Raw genomic sequence first — 19,809 nt, forward strand, 5'->3', positions numbered from 1 at the left:
GGCAGGCTTCTACCCCCCGGCCCATCCCGCCTTTCCCTCGCAAGGAGCCCGCCGTGATCCCCCGCTATGCCCGCGAAGAGATGTCCTCCATCTGGGACCAGCAGACCAAGTACCGGATCTGGTTCGAGATCGAAGCCCACGCCGCCGACAAGATGGCGGAACTGGGCATCGTCCCGAAGGAGGCGGCCGAGACCATCTGGGCGAAAGGCAGGGACGCGGTCTTCGACGTCGAGCGGATCGACGAGATCGAGCGCGAGGTGAAGCACGACGTCATCGCCTTCCTCACCCATCTCGCCGAGATCGTCGGACCGGAGGCGCGCTTCGTTCATCAGGGCCTGACGAGTTCTGACGTGCTCGACACCACGCTCGCCGTGCAGCTGTCGCGGGCGACCGACCTCCTGCTCGGCGGCGTCGACCGCGTCCTCGCCGCGCTCAAGGCCCGCGCCTTCGAGCACAAGATGACGCCGACGGTGGGCCGCAGCCACGGCATCCATGCCGAGCCCATGACCTTCGGCCTCAAGCTCGCGGGCTATTACGCCGAGTTCGACCGGGCAAAGCGCAGACTTCTCGTCGCAAGAGAAGAGATCGCCACCTGCGCCCTGTCCGGCGCGGTCGGCACCTTCGCCAATGTCGATCCGTCCGTCGAAGCGCATGTGGGAGAGAAGATGGGCCTCACCCCCGAGCCCGTCTCGACGCAGGTCATTCCGCGCGACCGCCATGCCGCCTATTTCGCGGCGCTCGGCGTCGTCGCCTCCTCGATCGAGCGGCTGGCGGTCGAGATCCGCCACCTCCAGCGCACGGAGATGCGCGAGGCGCAGGAGTTCTTTGGCAAGGGGCAGAAGGGCTCCTCGGCCATGCCGCACAAGCGCAATCCGATCCTGACCGAGAACCTGACCGGCCTCGCCCGCCTGGTGCGCATGGCCGTCGTGCCCGCGATGGAGAATGTCGCGCTCTGGCATGAGCGGGACATCTCCCACTCATCGGTGGAACGCGGCATCGCGCCCGATTCGACGATCCATCTCGATTTCGCCCTCCACCGCCTCGCCGGGGTGATCGAAAAGCTCGTCGTCTCGCCCGAGCGGATGCAGGAGAACCTCGACGCCCTCGGCGGCCTCGTCTTCTCCCAGAGGGTCCTCCTCGCCCTCACCCAGGCGGGCGCGAGCCGCGAGGACGGCTACCGCCTCGTGCAGCGCAATGCGATGAAGGTCTGGGACGAGGGCGCGAGCTTCATGGACGCTCTCTGCTCGGATGGGGAAGTCACGGGCTACCTGCCCCCGTCCGAGATCGAGCCGCTCTTCGAGATGTCCTACCACACCAAGCATGTGGACACGGTCTTCGAGCGGGTCTTCGGCGAGGCCTAGGCGCCGGGCGTCGGTCTGTCCGCCTGCGGCATCGTGCCGCGGAGCGTGTCTCCGCGGCGCTTCGCGCCATGGGCCCAGCGGCCCGCCTTGACTGCGAGAAGCGCGGCGCGGCCCAGCGGATGGCGCCGCACGACGGCCTTCGCTCCGAAGCTCGCCGCCTTGATCGCGGCTTTCCTGCCGAATGCCGATTTCGCCATCGTGCCCTCCTATGTCAGGCGGCGCAGCCGGCTCCCCGGCCGGCGCCGCAGCTTGCGGACCTGCTCGGCCCGCTGCCGCGCCTTGTAGAGCGACAGGCCCGCCTGGATGAGCGGCAGCACGACGAGCGTGCGGCTGGCCGGATAGCGCCGCGCGAATGCGACGGAGATCACGGCGAGCGCCGCTTTCGCGGCGGCGGTCTTGGCGGCGGGGCGGTCGAGCATTCCAGTCTCCTCTGTGCCTTTGGGAACACGGCCGAAAGGCTCCGGTTCGCCCGCCTCGCTTGACCCCTCTCACCAGCGCCGTTAGACGCCCGCGGAACGACGATGCGGCGTGAGGACGGCTCTCGCGATTCTCCGGCCATGACCGACCCTGAACAGCACTCCTATTCCCGAGCGGATCTCGATCGTCTGGGAGAGAAGGTCGCCAAGGGGCGGACGGCAGCGGGGCTCGATCCCGCACCCGCGCGGACGCGGGCGGATACGGCGATGGGAGACGGCCTTCGCATCGCCATCGAGTTCGTGGTCTCCGTCCTCGTGGGCGCGGGACTTGGGTATTTCATCGGGGGGCTTCTGGGCGGCGCCGTCATCGGCCTGCTGATCGGGCTTCTCTTCGGCTTCGCAGCCGGCCTGCGCGGGGTCTATCGCGGCATGATGGCGGGCTCGGCGGAGTCCGCAGAAGAGGGAACTAGGGATGAACCCGGCGTTTGATCTGACTTCCTGGCTGTTCAGCCTGGCCCGCGGCGTCGCCGCCGGGCCGATGGAGCAGTTCGAGATCGTGCCCATCGTGCCCCTCTCCTTCGGCGACGGGCTCGATCTGAGCTTCACCAATGCTTCGCTGTGGATGCTGATCTCGCTGGGCACGGCGCTCCTCTTCTTCACATGGGCGACCCGCCGTTCCGAGCTCGTCCCCGGCGGCGCGCAGGGCTCGGCCGAGGTGATCTACGAATTCATCGCCAAGATGGTGCGCGACACGATCGGCGAGGACGGGCGCAGGTTCTTTCCCTATATCTTCACGCTCTTCGTCTTCGTCTTCCTGGCGAACCTTCTCGGCCTCCTGCCCTCCACACCCGGCACGCCGGCGGCGCTGCACACCTTCACTCCGACGAGCCACATCATCGTGACCTTCACGCTGGCGGTGCTTTCGGTCGGGATCGTGGTGCTCTACGGCCTCTTCAAGCACGGCTTCGCCTTCCTGCGCCTCTTCGTGCCCTCGGGCGTGCCGGTCTGGCTCCTGCCGCTGATCACGCCGATCGAGATCATTTCCTTCCTGTCGCGCCCGGTCAGCCTGTCCGTCCGTCTCTTCGCCAACATGCTGGCCGGCCACGTGGTCATCAAAGTGTTCGCGGGTTTCGTCGCCGTGCTGATCGTTTCGGGCGGCGTCCTCTCCGCCATCTCGATCCTGCCGCTGATCGGCATTGTCGGCGTCTTCATTCTCGAGTTCCTCGTGGCCTTCCTGCAGGCCTTCGTCTTCGCGATCCTGAGCTGCATCTATCTTCAGGACGCGCTTCACCCGGCGCATTAGCGGCCGGTATCCTTCACCCAGCCTGGCCGATCGGCCATTCACGACCGGCCCAAGCGGCCATCAACGGAGATCAAAAATGACCGCGGAAGCAGCGAAATACATCGGCGCGGGGCTCGCCGTTCTCCCTCTCTTCGGAGTGGGCATCGGCCTCGGCATCCTGTTCGGCAACTTCATGCAGGGCGCGTTCCGGAACCCCTCCGCCACCCAGGGCCTGACCGGCAACTTCTTCATCGCCTTCGCCCTGACCGAAGCGACGGGCCTGTTCGCGCTCGTCATCGCCTTCCTGATCCTCTTCTCCTGATCGGTGAGCGGGCGTCGGCTTGTCCGGCGCCCGCCGCCAGCGTGGTGCCCCTGATGCGTGCTTACCTTACGGCCGGAGCCTCCGCGCTCGCTCTGATCGGCATGGCCATCGCCGCCGAGCCCGTTCCGGGCGAGGAAGCGGGCGGCCTGCCGCAGCTCGATCCGTCGACCTATGCCAGCCAGATCTTCTGGCTGCTCCTGACCTTCGGCGCGCTGTATTTCGTGATGAGCCGGATCTTCCTGCCCCGCCTCGGCGGCGTCATCGAAGAGCGGCGTAACCGCATCGCGGACGACTACGACCAGGCCGCCGACTTCAAGCGGCAGGCCGAGGAAGCCGAGGCCGGCTACGAGAAGGCGCTCGCCGATGCGCGCGCCCGCGCAGCCAGCATCGCGGCGGAGACCAAGGCCTCCATCGACGCCGAAATCGCGGAGATGGAAGAAGAGAGCGAGACGCGGCTCGAGGGCGAGATCGCCGCAGCCGAAGCCCGCATCGCGGAGACCGCCGAGAAGGCGCGCGACGCGGTTGCCGAGGCGGCACGCGAGACCACCCAGGCCATCGTCGAGGCGCTGATCGACGAGACTCCCTCGCAGGAGACCGTCAATGAAGCGCTCAGCAATGTAAGGAGCGAAGCCCGTGCAAGAGCAGCATGAGCTTGACCTGCAGTCCGAGCAGGACGATTTCACAGACGATGTCCGCGACGAGCTGACGATCGACGACGGCACACTGGCCGATCCCAATGCCGGCATCGATGCTCACGCCGCCTATGGCAGCCCGCTCGAGGACACCAATCTGTGGGTCCTCGTCGCATTCGTGCTCGTTCTGGGCCTCTTGTTCTGGCAGGGCGTCCACAAGCGGGTAAAGAGCTCGCTGGACGAGCGCGCAGCGGGCATCCGCAGCCAGCTCGACGAGGCGCGGGAGCTTCGCGAAGAGGCGCAGGCGCTGCTCGCGCACTACCAGAAGCAGCAGCGCGAAGCCGAAGACGAGGCCAAGGCCATCATCGACCAGGCCAAGGCCGATGCGAAGATCATGACCCGCGAGGCTCGCGCGCAGATCGACGAGCAACTCGCTCGCCGGACAAAGGCCGCCCAGGAACGCATCTCGCGGGCCGAGGCGCAGGCCGTCGCGGACATGCGCGGCCAGACAGCCGATCTCGCCGTCGCAGCGGCGCGCCGCATTATCGCCGACAGGGTCGACGCGCGCGCGCAGGAAGCGCTGATCGACCGCGCGATCGGCGAAGTCGGCACGCGCCTGAACTGATCCGGTCGGGGCGGCCTTGCGGCTCGCCCCGCCCCTCCCCTCCCCTCCGGCGGCCGATGACAGTTTCGTGACCTGACCGCCGGGCAGTGCTCGCCCTGCCCGCTTGGCAAGAGCTCCTCTTCCTCCCTACAAATGCTGCGAGTGTTTTAGGAGCGGGTCCGGAATGATTCTGCGTAAACCTTTTGTCCTGTCGGCCATCATCGTTCTGTCGGCGAGCGGCTGTAGCTCTCTCAATCTGAACGAAGAGCGCGAAGACAACTTCGCCACGCAAATCGAAGACATCGCAGATGCCTGGAAGGAAGGGCAGCGGGATGTCGAGCGGGGGCGCCGGTTGATCGAGCGCGGCCGGACGGGCGTGGAAGAGGCCCGCTCCGAGCTGGCCCAGCAGACGAGCCGCCTCGCCGCCACCGAACAGGACCTCCGCCAGGCGCGCGAAGCCTATGACGCCGCGCTCCTCCTCTCGGACGCCGAGGCCAGCGATCGCCGCTCGCTCGATCAGCTCGAAGAGCGCGTGGACGATCTCGAGGACGACGTGCAGGACGAGCGCCGCGACGTCGCCAAGGCCCGAGAAGACATTCGGGAGAACCAGGAACGCATCCGCGAAGGCGAGGAGCTGGTGCGCCGCGGCGAACGGCGCATGATCGAGGCCGAGACCGCCTATCGCCGCGATACGGGCCGGGAGGCCGATTTCGGCCGCGACGACTGACGCTGCCGGCCAGACCTTTCCCCGCGCTGAGGCAGCGCGCTCCCAAACGCGAACAGAAGGAGCGCGCCTGCCTGAGCGGCCAAGAGAAGGCTGAGCGGAATGGCGCCCGTGACCGCGAAAGCCCGCGTCACCGACTGACCGCTCTCCGACCAGATCGCCGCGCCCGTCAGCGCGGCGAGCACGCTGCCCCAGTAGAGCCGCTCGGCAATCGCCGGTTCGCCATTCCTGCTGAAAAGGCCGAGCACATAGGCGCCGCTATCCGCGCTCGTCACGAGGAAGAGGAAGACGAGGAGCAGCGTCAGAGCCTGGCTCAGGACGGGGAATGGCAGGGTTCCCAGAAGCGCGTAGCTCGCCTGCGGCGCGGTGGCGAAGTCCGTCACACCGAGCGATGCGCCACCGGCCTCGGCCGACAGGGCAGCGCCTCCGAAGACCGAGAACCAGACAAGGGTCGCAAGAGACGGAACCAGGACCACGCCGGCCAGAAAGCTGCGCACCGTGCGTCCGATGCTGATCCTGGCGATGAAGACGCCCACAAAGGGGGTCCATGCCACCCACCAGAGGAAATAGGTCAGGGACCAGTCCCGGGTCCATTGCCGCCCCGCCCCTTCCGGCCGGATCTCGAGAGACAGGCGGGGTAATTCCGATAGATAGGCGATGCTCGTCTGCGCGAGCGTCCGGAGGATCGCGCCCGTCGATCCGGTGACGAGAACGAAACCCATCAGCAAGAGCGCGAGGCCGACATTGAGGACCGACAGGACGGCGATGCCCCGATGCAGGCCTGTCGCGACCGAGACCGCGTAGGCGGCGAACAGGAGAAGAAGCGCGGCGACCTGAGGGCCTCTGCCATCCGGCACCGCCTGTCCGGTCAGGATCTCGAGCCCTGCGCCCATCTGGAAGAGGCCCTGCCCCATGCTGGCCACGACGCCGAACAGGACCGCGATCAGCGCCGTCCAGTCGAGCAGCCTGCGCTTTGCGGGGCCAAGGGACGGGAAAGGCGCGCTGGGCAGTGGCGGCCGGCCGGGGCGCAGGCTGAGCGCCACGGCGAGAGCGGCGATGGCATAGATCGCCCAGGCGTGGAGCGACCAATGGAACTGCGTCAGGGCAAGGGCGTGGTGCAGCGCCTCGCCCTCGGTGCCCGGCGGCGGCTGGCCCGCGTGGATGAGCGGCTCGGCCGCGCCCCAGAAGACGAGGCCCGCCCCCATGCCCGCGGCGAAGAGCATTGAGAGCCAGGTGAACGTGCCGAATTCCGGCACTGCCTCCTGGCCCCCGATCCGCACCCTTCCGGCCGGGATCACGGCGAGGACCGCGCACAGGACGACGCATGCGCTCGCCCCCCAGAGGATGGGCCGGCCGAAATGCAGGAGGAACCAATCCGCCGCCTGGCGCAGCCACAGCGCCGCCGGCCCGGGGAAAAGTACGATTAGGAGCGTGCCCGCGCCGACCAGGGCGTGCGGCAGGAGCCTCATCGGCGACGCATCATGAGGAGGCAGATGCCGACCAGGCTGATCGCGAGGCCGAACCAGGTGATGGCATAGCCAAGATGCCTGTTCGAGAATTCGAGGCGGGTGGTTCCCCCCCTCGGCCGCTCGGTCGGCATGGTGCTGTCGAGATAGAAGGGCAGCACCTCTTCGCCCTCCAGTCCCGGGAAGGCAGCGAGCAGGCTCGCCCGGTCGCGGGCATAGAAGCTGCCGGCCGCCGGATCGTCGGGGGCACGGACCAGGCGCGCGATCCCCGAAGGCGTGCTGTAGAGGCGGAGGAGACCGGTGAATGGGCGGCCCCCGAGGCCGCCATAGCCGTCCGCGCGCTCGTCATCCGGCACGAAGCCCCTGTTGACCAGTAAAACGCTCTCCGCCCCGTCTAGGGCCAGGGGCTGGAAGACGAACCAGCCCGGCTGGCTCTCATAGGTGCCGAAGACATGGGCCACCTCCTCCCCCACAAGGCGGCCGGAGACGCGGACGGGCGTATATTCGAGTTCCCGCCAATCTCCCTCCAGCACCTCTTCGAGAGGCAGGGGCGCGGCCTCTGTCCGCGCCTCGATCCGCTCGATCAGGTCGAGCTTCCACTGGAGGCGCTGCACCTGCCAGGTGCCGAGGGCCATCAGGATCAAGAAGGCCGGAACGGCGAAGGCCAGAAGGACCGGGCGGAGCGTCAATGCCGCCGGCCTTCGGCAGCCTGATTGCGGTATTGCAGCGCGACCATCAGTCCCTTGGCCGGGCGCAGGCTGACCGCGGTCAGGACGATCGTCAGCAGGAAGGTCAGGAGCAGGACGGCCCCGGCGGGCAATCCGAAGGCGAAGCGCAGGAGGAAAGCCGCCGCCACCGTGACGAAGCCGACGATCGACATGATGAAGAAGGCCGGCCCGTCGCCCGAATCGGCCTTGGAGTAGTCGAGCCCGCAGACGGGGCAGGCCTCTTTCAGCTTCAGGAAGCCGTCGAACAGCTTGCCCTGCCCGCAGCGGGGGCAGCGCCCCGCCAGCCCCGCCTTCTTCGCGTCGGCGGGCGGATAGCGGTGTTCCGCCAAGCCGTCAGCTCAGAAGGCCCTGGTTCCCCAGCACGTAGATCATCGCGAAGAGGAACAGCCAGACGACGTCGACGAAGTGCCAGTACCAGGCCGCCGCCTCGAAGCCGAAATGGCGATCTTCGGTGAACTGCCCGCGCAGTCCGCGGAACAGGCAGACGATCAGGAACAAGGTCCCGATGATGACGTGCAGCCCGTGGAAGCCCGTCGCCATGAAGAAGGACGAGCCGTAGATCGAACCGTTGTTGAAGGCGAAGAGGTTGAGCGCCAGCGCCTCGTAATACTCGATGGCCTGGAAGAACGAGAAGATCACGCCGAGGCCGATCGTGGAGATCATGCCCCACTTGAAGCCTTCCTTGTCGCCGATCGTGACGGCGTGGTGCGCCCAGGTGACGGTCGTACCCGAAAGCAGCAGGATGATCGTGTTGACGAGCGGCAGGCCCCAGGGGCTCAGCGGGCGGACGCCTTCGGGCGGCCACTCGCCGCCGAGCGCGTGGAATTTCGCATCGTTCTGAAGATAGGCCGGAAGCCCCTCGGCGTTCAGCATCTGGGTGCCGTCCGACAGCATGATGGCCGGACCGGCATCGGGGAAGAGCGCGCCGGCGAAGAAGGCCCAGAACCAGGCGACGAAGAACATCACCTCGGACAGGATGAACAGGACCATGCCGTAGCGCAGGCCGATGCGGACGACAGATGTCGTGTTCTCGCCGCGCAGCGATTCGCGAACCACGTCGCGCCACCAGCCGGCCATGGTGAACAGCACGCCCGCCAGGCCGAGGAAGAAGAGCCACGGCCCCGACATGCCGAACAGCTTCTGCTCGGAGTAGCGCCAGACCACGGCGCCCAGCATCATCACCATGGCGGTGACGGAGCCCACCAGGGGCCAGGGGCTGGGATTGACGAGGTGGTAGTCGTGCTTGACGTCGCCGGCCATGTCGGTCGTGTCCTGTTGAGTCTGCTCGCCTTGCGGCGACACGCTGATCGTTGGGGCGAGGAGTAGCGCCGAGAGCCGCGCAAGGCAACGCAGCGCGCGCAAGTGTAGCATCGAACTTCCCGCCTGCGGGCTCTGTTTCTTCGGCACGCACGAAGGAGCCGATCATGCACAAGCACGTCACCGCCCATTTTCCCGACCGCGCCAGCGCCCAGGCCGCGCATGACGCGCTGGAGCAGGCGAATATCTACGCGCACGACATTCACATGGAAGAAGAGAACGGCGGCATCGCCGTCAGGGCCTATGTCCAGCCCGAAGAGGTCGAGCGGGCCGTCGCCATACTGAAGGGGGAGCGGGCGCCCAACGACACCCGCCGCTCGGGCGCGGCCGAGGCGCCCCGGGCCGGAGAGGGCACGAGCGACATGGCCGGCGGGCCGAAGGGAAGCTGGAGCCGCGAGGACCAGGTGCGGCCCGACGGCTCCGCCAGCGCGCCGGGCGACTATAGCGGCCCCGAACGGAAGGACTGAGCGGGTCACGGGAGCGAGAGTCGCCGCAGAGTCATAGAGTTAACGCATTCGTCATCACACGGGGCAGCAACATAGGCCGGGTGCGACGTGTTGCCTTGGGCATGACGACGCGAAAACGAACAGACCCCGCCCCGGGCAAGAAGCCGCCCTCCGACGCGCCGACGGTCGCACCGGCAGACGCGAGCGGAGACAGGCCCGCCACGCAAGAGCGGCACGTCCTTCCCGTCGTGGAGGAACGCGCCGCGGTCACGACCCACGAGGTCGACAAGGGCGGTGTCCGGGTCTCGACCGAGATCGTCACCGAGGACGAGACGGTCGAGACGGAACTCCACGACCAGACGGCCGAACTCGAGAGGGTCAGGGTCGACAGGGTCGTCGAGGAGCGGCCCGAGCCGCGGCTCGAAGGCGACACCGTCGTCGTGCCGATCCTCGAGGAGAGGGTCGTCGTCACCAAGCAGCTGGTCGTCACCGAGGAGGTCCGGATCAAGATCGACGAGGTCACCCGCCTCGACAAGCAGAGCATCCCGCTCGCCAAGGAAAAGGTCACGATCAACAGAATCCCGCCCGGGTCCGGAGAGGACGCGCCTTCCGCGCCCACCGGCCCCGGCGGCGATGCCCCCGCCCACCCAGACTCAAGACGTTAAATGAGGAGATCAGACATGGAACGCATTGTTACCGCTGTTTATTCGAACCGCCGCGAAGCGGAAGCCGCGAAGAACGCCCTGAAGTCGGCGAACATTCACGAGAACAACGTGCACATCATCGATCGCGAGACCGAGGTGAAGGAGGGACGCTACGACGAGACGAACAAGCGCTACCGCCATCTCAGCGACAGCTCGATCCCCGATGACGAGTTGCACACCTATCACGACGCCCTCGATCGCGGCGAGACGCTGGTCCAGGCGCGCGTCGACGACAACGAGGTTTCCGAGGCCGTCCGTGTCCTCGAAGGCGGCGGCATCGATCTCGACGAGCGCGAGAAGAGCTATACCGACGAACACCGCTTCGGCACGCGCAACGCCTATGGCCGCGGCGACACGACGACCCACAAGGAGGGGGACACGATCCCCGTCGTCGAAGAGCGGATGAATGTCGGCAAGCGCGAAGTCGACAAGGGCTCGGTCAAGGTCCGCTCCTATGTCACCGAAAAGCCGGTCGAGAAGGACGTGACCCTGCGCAGCGAGGAAGTCGACGTCGAGCGCCACAAGGTCGGCAAGAAACTTTCGCCCGGTGAGGCGGACAGCCTCCTCAAGGACAAGACGGTCGAGGTTCACGAACGCGGCGAGGAAGCCGTCGTGAACAAGGAAGCCGTGCTCAAGGAGGAAGTCGAGGTCGGCAAGAAGGCGACCGAGAAGAAGAAGCACGTCGTCGACCAGATCCGCTCGACCGAAGTCGATGTGGATGACGACACGAAGGATGGCGGCCTGCGCACCGAGCGCCGCGACGACCGCCACCCGAACCGGTAATCCCGCTTCGATATGAAAATGAAGGCCCCGCTTCGGCGGGGCCTTTTTTCGTTCAGTCGCTCGGCATGATGCGCTCGACCGCCAGATCGTCGAGCTGGAGGTTCCGGCAGAGGTCGCGCAGCGCCGTTCGCACCGCCTCTTCGGTGCAGGGGTGGTAGACCGGCAGGCCGAGCGCCTCGGGCACGCAGAGCCCGCGCCCGATCGCCCAGGCGAGAAGATGAGCGTGATGCTCCGCATCCGGACCGATCATCTCCGCGCCGAGGATCCGGCCGGTCGCCCATTCGCCATAGATGCGCAAGAGCCCCCTCGCCCGCCCCTCGACCACGGCGCGGCCCTGATCGGCGAAGGAGGCTTCCCCGGTCCGGTAGTCGAGGCCCGATGCCGCGACCTCCTCGGCCATCATGCCGGCGATCCCGATCGAGGGACGCGAATAGGTCACGAAGAGGGGCACCTTGCGCTCATGCGCCTTCACGCCTGGCCAGCGCCCCGCATTGTCGCCCGCGATCCTGCCATCGTCCGAGGCGACGGGCAGGACCGGCGCGCGGCCTTCGGCATCTCCGGCGATGAAGACGGGGGCGCAACCGGGCCCCTCCCCGCTCTCGCACAATCCGGTTGCGGGATCGGAGAGCGGCACGCCGCGGCGATCGCGCTTCAGCCCGCTATTTTCGAGCGCCAGTCCGCCGAGCGCCGGCTCGCGGCCCGTCGCGGCCAAGGCGTAGTCGAAGCGCTCGGTCCGGGTCTCGCCGTCCTCGCGGAACGTGACGGAGACGGAGCAACCGTCATTCTCCACGCGCTCGATTTCGGCATCCGTGTCGAGGTGGAATTCGGCGCCGAGAATCGCATGCGCGGCTTCGTTCACATGCGGGTCGGTCAGGATCGCGATCTTCCCTCCCTTGGACAAGCAGCACACCCTGACGCCGAGGCGGGCGAGGAACTGGGCGGCCTCGATTCCGATCACGCCGGCTCCGAAGACGACGACGCTTTCGGGCAGGTCGTTCCATTCGAAGACATCGTCGATGGTCAGGAGGCGCTGGCCGGCGCCCCGCCCGAGCATGTCCGGCACACGCGCGGTCGAACCGGTCGCGATGACGATGCGGCGGGCCCGCAGCGGCTCGCCGTCCACCTCCAATATGCCCGGCTCGCGGAAGCGGGCGCGCCCGCGCAGGCGGCGCTCCTGCGGGATCGCCTCGGTATCCTCGACCACGCCCCGGACGAAATGATCCCGCAGGCGGTGGACGCGCGCCATCACCGCCTGTCCGTCGATGGCCGCCGGCCCGCCCCTGATGCCGAACTCTTCGGCATGCCGCACGGCATGGGCCGCATCGGCGGCGGCGATCATCAGCTTGGACGGCATGCAGCCGCGCCGCGCGCAGGTGGTGCCATAGGCGCCCTGCTCGATCAGGAGAACGTTCTCCGTGTGCAGGGCCGCAGCGGCATAGGCCTGAAGGCCGGCGGTCCCGGCGCCGATGATCGCCACGTCCACGGTTCTCATAGGTCCGATCCTGTCTTCGCGAAGAATGCGCTCACGTCCTCGACCACCGGCGCGCGGCCGGGAAAGGCGAGCGCGATCACGGTCCCGGCATGGTCGATGCCGGGATAGCGCCGCGCCTCGACCTCCACCCCCGCCTCGCGGAGCCGCCCGGCCAGCGCGGCCGTGTTGCGCGGCAGGACCGTATCGTCATCGGTTCCCGTGATCAGGATCATCGGGGGCGCCTCGGGGGTGACGCGGTTCACAGGCTGCGTCGCCTCGCGGTCATCGGCATTTCCGAAGGCGTCGAGGCCGACCCCTGCCTCTAGGGGCAGGAAGTCATAGGGACCGGAGAGGCCCGCCACCGCGTCTACGATGCCGGGCGTCAGTCCTTCGCCCGCGAGGAATTCGGGAGCCAGAGCGAGTTGGACGGCGATATAGGCTCCTGCCGAATGCCCTGCCAAGAACAGCCGGTCCGGGTCGCCCTCATGATCCTGCGCCCGTTCGATCACGTCTGCCAGCGCTGCGGCGGCGTCCCGCATGAAGACGGGATAAGCGCCCTCCGGCGTCAGGGTGTAGCTCGGCACGGCCGTCAGGAACCCTTCCGCGGCGAACCGCTTCCCGGCGAAGGCATAGCTGTCCTTGCTGCCCGCCTTCCAGCTGCCGCCGTGGAAGAAGACCAGCACGGGATGCGGCCCGGGCCGGTCGGGCACGTAGAGGTCATAGACCTGCCGCTCCCCCTCGCCATAGCCGACATCGTGCACCGTCGCCGTCGCGCGGTCCGGGTTCCGCGCGACCGCGTTGAGCAGGGCGGGTCCCGTGCAGGCGGCAGGGGTGATCAGAAGCAGGAGAAGAAGAAGGCGGGTCACCGCCTGGACCTAACCCGGCGCGGCCCGGGGGCCACCCGCAGGATCAGAGAATGGGCGCCGTCCGCTCGATAGCGGTGCGCACGACCGACGGACAGCGATGCGCATATTTCGCCATTGCGCGGTCCAGAAGCGGCGCCCGGCTGCGCAGGGCACGGATGACGGCGCGGGCCGGTGCGACATAAGGCGCCAGGAAGGCGAGCCCGAGCGCAATGAGGATGAGGCCGAAGGGAATGGGGAGCGGAAAGAGGACGACCCCGAACAGAAGCATGACCGAGCCCGCCACCTTGTGCGCGAGCGCTAGAAGACCTGCCGAAACCGCGTCCATACCCACACCCTTTTCTGCCGAGCTAGCTAGTCACGTCTGCGTGCCTAAGCAATGTGGCGGACTGTGATTTTCCGGATCGTTAGATGGGCGTCTCGCTTTGAATCCGAACCGTTCGCTCCTGTGGCGAGAAAAAGGCGGAGCCTGCGCTCAGCGGCCCTTGCGGCGCGACAGGCGCCTGGCATTGGCGCGGAGCGTCTTCCGTCCCGGCGCCGCCCAGGCATCGGCAGCCTCCTGCAGCGCATTGGGCGCCAGCGGCTTGCTCCACAGCTCGAGAGAGGTGAGCGCCCAGTAGCGCTGCCAAGCGAGGGCGCCGTCGAAAGCCGCCTCCGCTTTCTCGGTCACCATGCGCTGCGCCTCCTTCCGGCGCGACGGCGTGGACTGCATCGCCAGCATGGGCAGGCGGAAGGCAAGCACCTGCCATGCGGCGAACATGTCCTCGGCAGCTTGGGCGATCGGATCTGGCTTCGTCATCTTGTAAGGGTCGCTTCTGAAGGTCGGACTGCTGGTAACACTTGCTGCGGCCGAACAAATCCCGGTTCTTGGCCCAGCCATCATTTATGGGAGGAAAATTTCCGTGACCCTGACCGTCTACCATGCGCCGCCGTCCCGATCCGTCCGCATCCTCTGGCTGCTCGAGGAGATGGGCGTGCCTTACGAGACCAAGACCTTCCCCATTCGCGGCGACTACATGACCTCGGACGATTTCCGGGCCATCAATCCGACGGCCAAGGTTCCGGCGATCGACGATGACGGGCTGATCCTCTTCGAATCGGTCGCGATCATGGAATATCTTCTCGCCAAGCATGGCGCGAAAGGCCTCGCCCCGGAGCCTTCCGACAGGCTTTACGGCCCCTATCTGCAATGGCTGCATTACGGCGAAGCGGGCATGGGTCCTTACGTGACCATGTGCCTGGGTCACCGGCGCCTCCTGCCCGAAGCGGCGCGGATCCCGGCCATGGCGCAATGGGGAGAGGACAGCGCACGCCATTGCCTCGACGTGCTCGCAGGACAGCTCTCGGCGCATGACTACCTCCTGCCGACCGGCTTCTCGGCCGCAGACATATCGGTCGCCTATATGCTGCTGCTCGCCAAATTCGCCGGCATCATGAAGCATGCGCCCGAACCGGTGACGGCCTATTTCGACCGCTGCACCGCCCGCGAAAGCTGGAAGGTGGCGAGCGCTTCCCCGGAGGCATGATCGGCCGGAGAGGAGCTCTTCAGGCCATCATCTCCGACAGGAGCTCCTCTTGCAGCTCTGCAAGGATCGCCTCGTTCGCGCCGCCGATGATCGTCTCGCGCCCCGCCTCCATCATCACCGGCACGGCGAGCGGCGAAACATGGGCGAGCGGCTTGAGGACGAGATGCCCCTGGATCCGCGACAGGAGCGCGCCGAGGCGCCGGATGTCGAGGAAACCCGCCGCCGCATCGTTCCAGGCCGCCTGCAGAAGGATATGATCGGGCTCGTGCTCGCGCAGCACGTCGTAGATCAAGCCGGCCGAGAAGCTGACCTGCCGGCCTGATTTCTCCTGGCCCGGATGATTCCGCTCGATCATGCCCGCGATGATCGCGCAATTGCGGAAGGTCCGCTTCATCAGCTGCGCATCGGCGAGCCAGTCATCGAGATCGTCGCCCAGCATGTCCTCGTCGAACAGGGCATCCATATCGAGCCCGCTCGGATCGCGCCGCATCCAGACCGACAGCGCGTATTCGGTCGGACAGAAGCCCAGGGGCTGCATCCCCGCCCGCTCCAGCCGCCGCGTCAGAAGGGTGCCGAGCGATTGGTGCGCGATCCGCCCGTCGAAGGGATAGCAGACGAGGTGGAACTTCTCCGCCCGCTCGAAGGTCTCGATCAGGAGCTCGTCGGGCTTCGGCACATAGGATTTGCGCCTTTGCAGGTGCAGCCATTCCTGCACCTGCGCGGGAAGCTGGCCCCAGCGCGCGGGGTCGTTGACGATGTCGCGCACGCGGGCCGAAAGAAAGCTCGACAGAGGGAATTTCGAGCCCTGCCAGGAGGGGATCTTCACCTCGTCCGAGCGCGACTTGGTGACCAGAACGTCCGTCTCCTGAATGCCCTCGAAGCGCAGCACCTCGCCGGCGAAGAGGAAGGTGTCCCCCGGCGTCAGCTGGCTCGTGAACCACTCCTCCATCGTGCCGAGCTTGCGGCCCGGCCGCGCCCGCCCGGGCTTGCCGTCCGTGCCGCCCAGCCGTCCGATCCGGACATTGTAGACGGGCATCTCGACAATGGTTCCGGCGTTCAGGCGATAGAGCTGCGCCGTGCGCGGATCGCGGATGCGCATGCGGCCGTCCGGCTGGCGCACGATGCGGCGATAGCGGTCATAGGCCTTCATCGCGTAGCCGCCGGTCGCGACGAAATCGAGCGCCCGGTCGAACACCTCGCGCGGGAGCCCGGCATAGGGCGCCGCGCTCGTCACCTCGCGGTAGAGGTGGTCCGGATGAAACGGCTCCGCACAGGCCATGCCCCAGATATGCTGGCAGAGGACATCGAGCGCGCCGGGCTTCGCGCCCTCCCCGTCCAGAAGCCCCGCATCGACCGCTTCCTTCGCGGCGACGCATTCGAGCACCTCGAAGCGGTTCGCGGGCACGAGCAGCGCGCGGGACGGCTCGTCCATACGGTGATTGGCCCGCCCGATCCTTTGCACGAGGCGCGACGCGCCTTTCGGCGCTCCGAGGCAGATAACGAGGTCCACCGCGCCCCAGTCGATCCCCATGTCGAGCGTCGCCGTGCAGACGATGGCGCGAAGCCCACCCGCCTGCATCGCCGCCTCGACCCGTTCGCGCTGCGCCCGCTCGAGGCTGCCGTGGTGGAGGGCGATGGGCAGCGAGTCCTCGTTCAGCTTCCACAGCTCCTGAAAGCAGACCTCGGCCTGGCTGCGGGTGTTGGTGAAGACGAGCGTGGTGGTCGCGCCCTTGATCGCCTCGTAGACCGCGCCGAAGGCGTGGCGGCCCGAATGGCCGGACCAGGGTATGCGGTCCTCCCCCGTCATCACCCGCACATCGGGCCGCACGCCGCCTTTCCCCTCGATCAGCGCCGCTTCGGCACTTCCCTCCTCGGGCTGGGGCACGAGATAGCGCCGCAGCGGCAGGGGATCGGCGACGGTCGCGGACAGCCCCACCGTCCGCAGCGCGGGCGCCAGCGTCCACAGGCGGGCAAGGTCCAGCGAGAGGAGGTCGCCCCGCTTCGAGCCGCGCAAGGCGTGAAGCTCGTCGAGGACGACGCAGCGCAGGCCAGAAAACAGATCCTCGGCCGAAGGATGCGCAAGGAGCAGCGCGATCTGTTCGGGCGTCGTCAGCAGGATGTCCGGCGGCCGCGTCCTCTGGCGCTGGCGGACCGAGGATTTGGTGTCGCCGGTGCGCGCCTCGACCTGGATATCGAGGCCAATCTCTTCGATCGGCGTCTTCAGGTTCCGCTCGATATCCACCGCCAGCGCCTTGAGCGGGCTGACATAGAGGGTGTGCAGGCTGCGCTGGTTCTTGGGCCGTTCGGACAGCTCAACGAGGCTCGGCAGGAAGCCCGCAAGCGTCTTTCCCCCGCCCGTCGGCGCGACGAGCAGCGCAGAAGCCTCGGCCCGCGCCGCCTCCAGCACCGCGCGCTGATGGTCGCGCAGGCGCCAGCCGCGCCCGTCGAACCAGCTTTGGAAGCGCGGCGGAAGCACCGCATCGGGAAGCGAAGGGTCGAGCATCCGACCCATATAGGGCACGCTCGGGAAAGCCGCTGCCCTGCCGGGACCCCTTTACGGCTTGCGAGGCACGCCCCCAGCCGACACAACGCGCAGGCGCGCACATCGTCACCACCGCAGAGAATTCCATGTCTTCCATCACCCCGATCATCATGTCCGGCGGCGCCGGAACACGGCTCTGGCCTCTCTCGCGCAAGAGCGAGCCCAAGCAATACCGGGCTCTCGTCACGAACCGGTCGATGCTGGAGGAGACCGTGGCGCGGCTCGAAGCCGGTGGGCAGGAGGTCGCCCGTCCAGTCGTGATCTGCGGGGACGCGCATTGCGGGAAGATCCGGACGCTCCTGACACGCGACGGCGCCGCCGCCCCCGTCATCATCACCGAGCCGGTGGGCCGGAACACCGCCCCCGTCGCCATCGTCGCCAGCCTGCATGTCGCGAAGTCCGACCCGGAAGGCCTCGTCCTCCTCCTGCCCGCCGACCATCACATCCGCGACGCGCAAGGCTTCTGGGAGGCGGTGAACCGTGGACGGGCCGCGGCCGAGCGGGGGCATCTCGTCACTCTCGGCATCGCGCCGACGGGTCCCGAGACCGGCTATGGCTATATCCGCCGCGGCGCCCCTCTTACCGACGGCGTCTATGCCGTCGACGCCTTCGTCGAGAAACCCGACGCGGAGACGGCGGAGCGCTATCTTCGCGAAGGCGGCTATGCCTGGAATGCGGGCATCTTCCTCTTCCGGGCCCGCGATCTTCTCGCCGAGGCGCAGACCCATGTGCCCCAAATGGTGGAGGAGGCGCGCAAGGCCTATGACCGGGCGGCGCAGGAGGATGGCACGCTGCGCCTCGACGAAGCGAGCTTCGCGCAGGTCCCCGCCGATTCGATCGACTATGCGATCATGGAGCGGACGGACAAGGCCGCCGTGGTCGATCCCGTCAATATTGGCTGGGACGATATCGGCTCCTGGAGCGCCGTGGCCGAACACGCCCTCGAAGGCGGCGCGCTCGAAAAGGGTGATGTCCTCGCGCTCGACTGCGAGGGCAGCCATATCCGCTCCGACGGCCCGCTCGTCGCCGCCATCGGCGTGAAGGACGTCATCATCATCGCGACGGGCGACGCGGTGCTCGTCGTCGACAAGACCCGCGCGCAGGACGTCAAGACGATCGTCGAGAAGCTCAAGGCCGAGGGGCGGAGCGAGATTCTGTGACCGCGCTCGAAGAAGCCAATGCGAGGCTCAAGGCCTGGCTCACTGAGCACGCCCTGCCCGTCTGGGGGCGCAGGGGCCGCGACCATCGCGGCGGCTTCTATGAAGCGCTCGCGCCCGACGGCGCGCCGCTCATGGACCGGACCAAGCGCTTCCGCGTCCATCCGCGCATGGCCTATGCCTTCGCCCATGCCGAGGCGCTCGGCTGGACCGATCTCGGCCGCAGCGCGTCGGACCATGCCTGGAGCTTCACGCTCGAAGCGGGCACCGATGACGGCAGCCTGTCGGGCGACGGGCCGTTCACAGGCTTCGTGCATTGCCTGACGCCCGAGGGCGGGGTCGAGGACGGCAGGCGCGATACCTATGATCACGCCTTCGTCCTGCTGGCCGCCGCCTGGCGCCTGCGCGTCTTCGGCGACGAGCAGGCGGGCGAGGTCGCGAAGCGCACCCTCTCCTTCCTCGACAGGCTGCGACAGGACGATGGCAGCTATCTCGAAGGCGTCCCCGCCGCCCTGCCCCGCCGCCAGAACCCGCACATGCACCTCTTCGAGGCCTTCCTCGCCCTGCATGCGGCAGGGGTGGAGAGCGCGCTGGAGCGGGCCCGGGCCATTCATGCTCTCTTCACGGAACGCTTCTGGGACGGCGCGGTGCTGCGGGAGTTCTTCACGCAAGACTGGGCGCTCGACCCTCAGCGCGGCGATCTCGTCGAGCCTGGCCACATGGCTGAGTGGTGCTGGCTGCTCGACGGCTATGAGGAGGCGACCGGCGAGGACCAGTCCGCGCTCATCATGTCGCTCTACGAGGCCGCCGAACGCACCGGCCTGGGCGCCTCCGGCCTCCTCATCGACGAAGCGCATACGGACGGCGCGCCCAGCCGCGCGACGCGCCGCCTCTGGGTCCAAGGCGAATACGCCAAGGGCACGCTCGTCCTGGCGCGGCGGGGTAAGGATGGAATGGCCGACAAGGCCGCACGCCTGATCGGCCGCTTCATGGACGACTATCTCGGCACGCCGATGCCGGGCGGCTGGTACGACCAGTATGACGAGAACGGCGACATCGTCAGCGAGGACATGCCCGCCAGCAGCTTCTACCACATCGTCAGCCTCGCGGCGGAAGCCGATCGGACGGTGGCCGCCCTCTAGGCGCGGCGGCGCCCTGTAACCACCACGGTGACCGCCGCCCCCAGAACCGCAAGGCAGCCGATAAGCATCGCGCCCGGCGAGTCGTCATATTCGCCGAAGACGAAGAAGGCCCCACCAAGGGCTGCGACTGCCACGGCGATGAGGGGGACGAGGCTGTCTGCGAGAAGGGACTTCATGAGTTCGCTCCGGACCTGACGGCTCGCTGGCGTGAGCACCACGCTCCGCCCCTTATACCCGGATCTACTTTACAATACAAAGCTTGTTGGTCGCAAGGAGATGCGCGGCACCACGCCGCTAGCGCAGCTGCTCCCGCCCGCCTAGCG

The 19,809-nt window shown here is 67.6% G+C and carries 25 protein-coding genes; 13 read left to right on the forward strand and 12 right to left on the reverse strand.

The window, feature by feature from the left end; all coding sequences use genetic code 11:
- Nucleotides 1-53: 53 nt before the first annotated feature.
- Complete coding sequence (purB, locus tag IE88_RS0101425; RefSeq protein WP_031549348.1) at nucleotides 54-1,361, forward strand: adenylosuccinate lyase; 1,308 nt, start codon at nucleotides 54-56, stop codon at nucleotides 1,359-1,361.
- Here the strand turns inward: purB and IE88_RS0101430 are convergent.
- Nucleotides 1,358-1,558, reverse strand: coding sequence for a hypothetical protein (locus tag IE88_RS0101430; RefSeq protein ID WP_031549350.1), 201 nt, complete (start codon nucleotides 1,556-1,558; stop codon nucleotides 1,358-1,360). The two genes, purB and IE88_RS0101430, sit on opposite strands and share 4 nt — an antisense overlap.
- Before the next feature lie 9 nt (nucleotides 1,559-1,567).
- Nucleotides 1,568-1,780: a hypothetical protein gene (locus tag IE88_RS0101435; RefSeq protein WP_031549352.1), complete on the reverse strand. Its 213-nt coding sequence runs from the start codon at nucleotides 1,778-1,780 to the stop codon at nucleotides 1,568-1,570.
- A 138-nt stretch (nucleotides 1,781-1,918) separates the two neighbouring features.
- Between IE88_RS0101435 and IE88_RS16995 the strand changes: the two genes are divergently transcribed.
- From IE88_RS16995 to IE88_RS0101465, 6 genes are all read left to right on the forward strand, one after another.
- The gene (locus IE88_RS16995; protein WP_051881353.1) at nucleotides 1,919-2,266 is read left to right on the forward strand and encodes an AtpZ/AtpI family protein; all 348 of its coding nucleotides are present in this window, start codon (nucleotides 1,919-1,921) and stop codon (nucleotides 2,264-2,266) included.
- Between the two features lie 49 nt (nucleotides 2,267-2,315).
- Nucleotides 2,316-3,080, forward strand: coding sequence for a F0F1 ATP synthase subunit A (locus tag IE88_RS0101445; protein ID WP_031549356.1), 765 nt, complete (start codon nucleotides 2,316-2,318; stop codon nucleotides 3,078-3,080).
- 76 nt (nucleotides 3,081-3,156) lie between these two features.
- Nucleotides 3,157-3,381 (forward strand): F0F1 ATP synthase subunit C, encoded by a 225-nt coding sequence (locus IE88_RS0101450; RefSeq protein WP_031549358.1) that lies wholly within the window; start codon nucleotides 3,157-3,159, stop codon nucleotides 3,379-3,381.
- Nucleotides 3,382-3,434: 53 nt separating this feature from the next.
- The gene (locus IE88_RS0101455; RefSeq protein WP_081871336.1) at nucleotides 3,435-4,031 is read left to right on the forward strand and encodes a F0F1 ATP synthase subunit B family protein; all 597 of its coding nucleotides are present in this window, start codon (nucleotides 3,435-3,437) and stop codon (nucleotides 4,029-4,031) included.
- On the forward strand, nucleotides 4,015-4,638 hold the full coding sequence (gene atpF, locus IE88_RS0101460) for a F0F1 ATP synthase subunit B (RefSeq protein WP_051881355.1): 624 nt from the start codon (nucleotides 4,015-4,017) through the stop codon (nucleotides 4,636-4,638). Before IE88_RS0101455 ends, atpF begins: the two co-directional genes overlap by 17 nt.
- Nucleotides 4,639-4,801: 163 nt before the next feature.
- Complete coding sequence (locus IE88_RS0101465) at nucleotides 4,802-5,344, forward strand: hypothetical protein (protein WP_031549364.1); 543 nt, start codon at nucleotides 4,802-4,804, stop codon at nucleotides 5,342-5,344.
- On the opposite strand, the gene IE88_RS0101470 is transcribed toward IE88_RS0101465, so the two are convergent.
- From IE88_RS0101470 to IE88_RS0101485, 4 genes are read right to left on the reverse strand one after another with little or no spacing between them, the layout of a single operon-like run.
- Nucleotides 5,296-6,810, reverse strand: coding sequence for a BCCT family transporter (locus IE88_RS0101470; protein ID WP_051881356.1), 1,515 nt, complete (start codon nucleotides 6,808-6,810; stop codon nucleotides 5,296-5,298). The two genes, IE88_RS0101465 and IE88_RS0101470, sit on opposite strands and share 49 nt — an antisense overlap.
- Nucleotides 6,807-7,496 carry an SURF1 family protein gene (locus tag IE88_RS0101475; RefSeq protein WP_031549367.1) on the reverse strand — a complete coding sequence of 230 codons (690 nt, stop codon included), beginning with the start codon at nucleotides 7,494-7,496 and terminating at the stop codon, nucleotides 6,807-6,809. The genes IE88_RS0101470 and IE88_RS0101475 overlap by 4 nt, the downstream gene beginning before the upstream one ends.
- Complete coding sequence (locus tag IE88_RS0101480; protein ID WP_031549369.1) at nucleotides 7,493-7,864, reverse strand: DUF983 domain-containing protein; 372 nt, start codon at nucleotides 7,862-7,864, stop codon at nucleotides 7,493-7,495. Before IE88_RS0101480 ends, IE88_RS0101475 begins: the two co-directional genes overlap by 4 nt.
- 4 nt (nucleotides 7,865-7,868) lie before the next feature.
- A complete protein-coding gene (locus IE88_RS0101485) occupies nucleotides 7,869-8,795 on the reverse strand; it encodes a cytochrome c oxidase subunit 3 (protein ID WP_031549371.1) in 927 nt (308 codons plus the stop codon).
- 164 nt (nucleotides 8,796-8,959) lie between these two features.
- On the opposite strand from IE88_RS0101485, the gene IE88_RS0101490 reads away from it, so the two are divergent.
- From IE88_RS0101490 to IE88_RS17005, 3 genes are all read left to right on the forward strand, one after another.
- Nucleotides 8,960-9,319: a hypothetical protein gene (locus tag IE88_RS0101490; RefSeq protein ID WP_031549373.1), complete on the forward strand. Its 360-nt coding sequence runs from the start codon at nucleotides 8,960-8,962 to the stop codon at nucleotides 9,317-9,319.
- Nucleotides 9,320-9,399: 80 nt separating this feature from the next.
- Nucleotides 9,400-9,963, forward strand: coding sequence for a YsnF/AvaK domain-containing protein (locus IE88_RS17000; RefSeq protein ID WP_156032283.1), 564 nt, complete (start codon nucleotides 9,400-9,402; stop codon nucleotides 9,961-9,963).
- 15 nt (nucleotides 9,964-9,978) lie between these two features.
- A complete protein-coding gene (locus IE88_RS17005; protein WP_051881358.1) occupies nucleotides 9,979-10,785 on the forward strand; it encodes a YsnF/AvaK domain-containing protein in 807 nt (268 codons plus the stop codon).
- A 52-nt stretch (nucleotides 10,786-10,837) separates the two neighbouring features.
- On the opposite strand, the gene IE88_RS0101505 is transcribed toward IE88_RS17005, so the two are convergent.
- The 4 genes from IE88_RS0101505 to IE88_RS0101520 all read right to left on the reverse strand — a co-directional run bounded on the left by IE88_RS0101505 (nucleotide 10,838) and on the right by IE88_RS0101520 (nucleotide 13,918).
- Nucleotides 10,838-12,277 (reverse strand): dihydrolipoyl dehydrogenase, encoded by a 1,440-nt coding sequence (locus IE88_RS0101505; protein WP_031549379.1) that lies wholly within the window; start codon nucleotides 12,275-12,277, stop codon nucleotides 10,838-10,840.
- Complete coding sequence (locus IE88_RS0101510) at nucleotides 12,274-13,122, reverse strand: alpha/beta hydrolase (RefSeq protein ID WP_031549380.1); 849 nt, start codon at nucleotides 13,120-13,122, stop codon at nucleotides 12,274-12,276. The genes IE88_RS0101505 and IE88_RS0101510 overlap by 4 nt, the downstream gene beginning before the upstream one ends.
- A 43-nt stretch (nucleotides 13,123-13,165) precedes the next feature.
- Nucleotides 13,166-13,447, reverse strand: a complete 282-nt coding sequence (locus IE88_RS0101515) for a PGPGW domain-containing protein (protein WP_031549382.1) — start codon at nucleotides 13,445-13,447, stop codon at nucleotides 13,166-13,168.
- 147 nt (nucleotides 13,448-13,594) lie between these two features.
- Nucleotides 13,595-13,918: a hypothetical protein gene (locus tag IE88_RS0101520; protein WP_051881359.1), complete on the reverse strand. Its 324-nt coding sequence runs from the start codon at nucleotides 13,916-13,918 to the stop codon at nucleotides 13,595-13,597.
- Between the two features lie 103 nt (nucleotides 13,919-14,021).
- Between IE88_RS0101520 and IE88_RS0101525 the strand changes: the two genes are divergently transcribed.
- A complete protein-coding gene (locus tag IE88_RS0101525; RefSeq protein WP_051881360.1) occupies nucleotides 14,022-14,645 on the forward strand; it encodes a glutathione S-transferase family protein in 624 nt (207 codons plus the stop codon).
- Between the two features lie 19 nt (nucleotides 14,646-14,664).
- On the opposite strand, the gene IE88_RS0101530 is transcribed toward IE88_RS0101525, so the two are convergent.
- The gene (locus IE88_RS0101530; protein ID WP_051881361.1) at nucleotides 14,665-17,157 is read right to left on the reverse strand and encodes a ligase-associated DNA damage response DEXH box helicase; all 2,493 of its coding nucleotides are present in this window, start codon (nucleotides 17,155-17,157) and stop codon (nucleotides 14,665-14,667) included.
- A 116-nt stretch (nucleotides 17,158-17,273) separates the two neighbouring features.
- On the opposite strand from IE88_RS0101530, the gene IE88_RS0101535 reads away from it, so the two are divergent.
- Together IE88_RS0101535 and IE88_RS0101540 are read left to right on the forward strand one after the other, a co-directional pair.
- Nucleotides 17,274-18,347: a mannose-1-phosphate guanylyltransferase/mannose-6-phosphate isomerase gene (locus IE88_RS0101535; RefSeq protein WP_036766294.1), complete on the forward strand. Its 1,074-nt coding sequence runs from the start codon at nucleotides 17,274-17,276 to the stop codon at nucleotides 18,345-18,347.
- The gene (locus IE88_RS0101540) at nucleotides 18,344-19,486 is read left to right on the forward strand and encodes an AGE family epimerase/isomerase (protein ID WP_031549392.1); all 1,143 of its coding nucleotides are present in this window, start codon (nucleotides 18,344-18,346) and stop codon (nucleotides 19,484-19,486) included. Before IE88_RS0101535 ends, IE88_RS0101540 begins: the two co-directional genes overlap by 4 nt.
- Here the strand turns inward: IE88_RS0101540 and IE88_RS0101545 are convergent.
- The gene (locus IE88_RS0101545; protein ID WP_156032285.1) at nucleotides 19,483-19,662 is read right to left on the reverse strand and encodes a hypothetical protein; all 180 of its coding nucleotides are present in this window, start codon (nucleotides 19,660-19,662) and stop codon (nucleotides 19,483-19,485) included. The genes IE88_RS0101540 and IE88_RS0101545 overlap by 4 nt on opposite strands.
- Between the last annotated feature and the right edge of the window lie 147 nt (nucleotides 19,663-19,809).

Origin of the sequence: Parvularcula oceani (assembly GCF_000733125.1) — a bacterium.
Lineage (GTDB): Bacteria > Pseudomonadota > Alphaproteobacteria > Caulobacterales > Parvularculaceae > Parvularcula > Parvularcula oceani.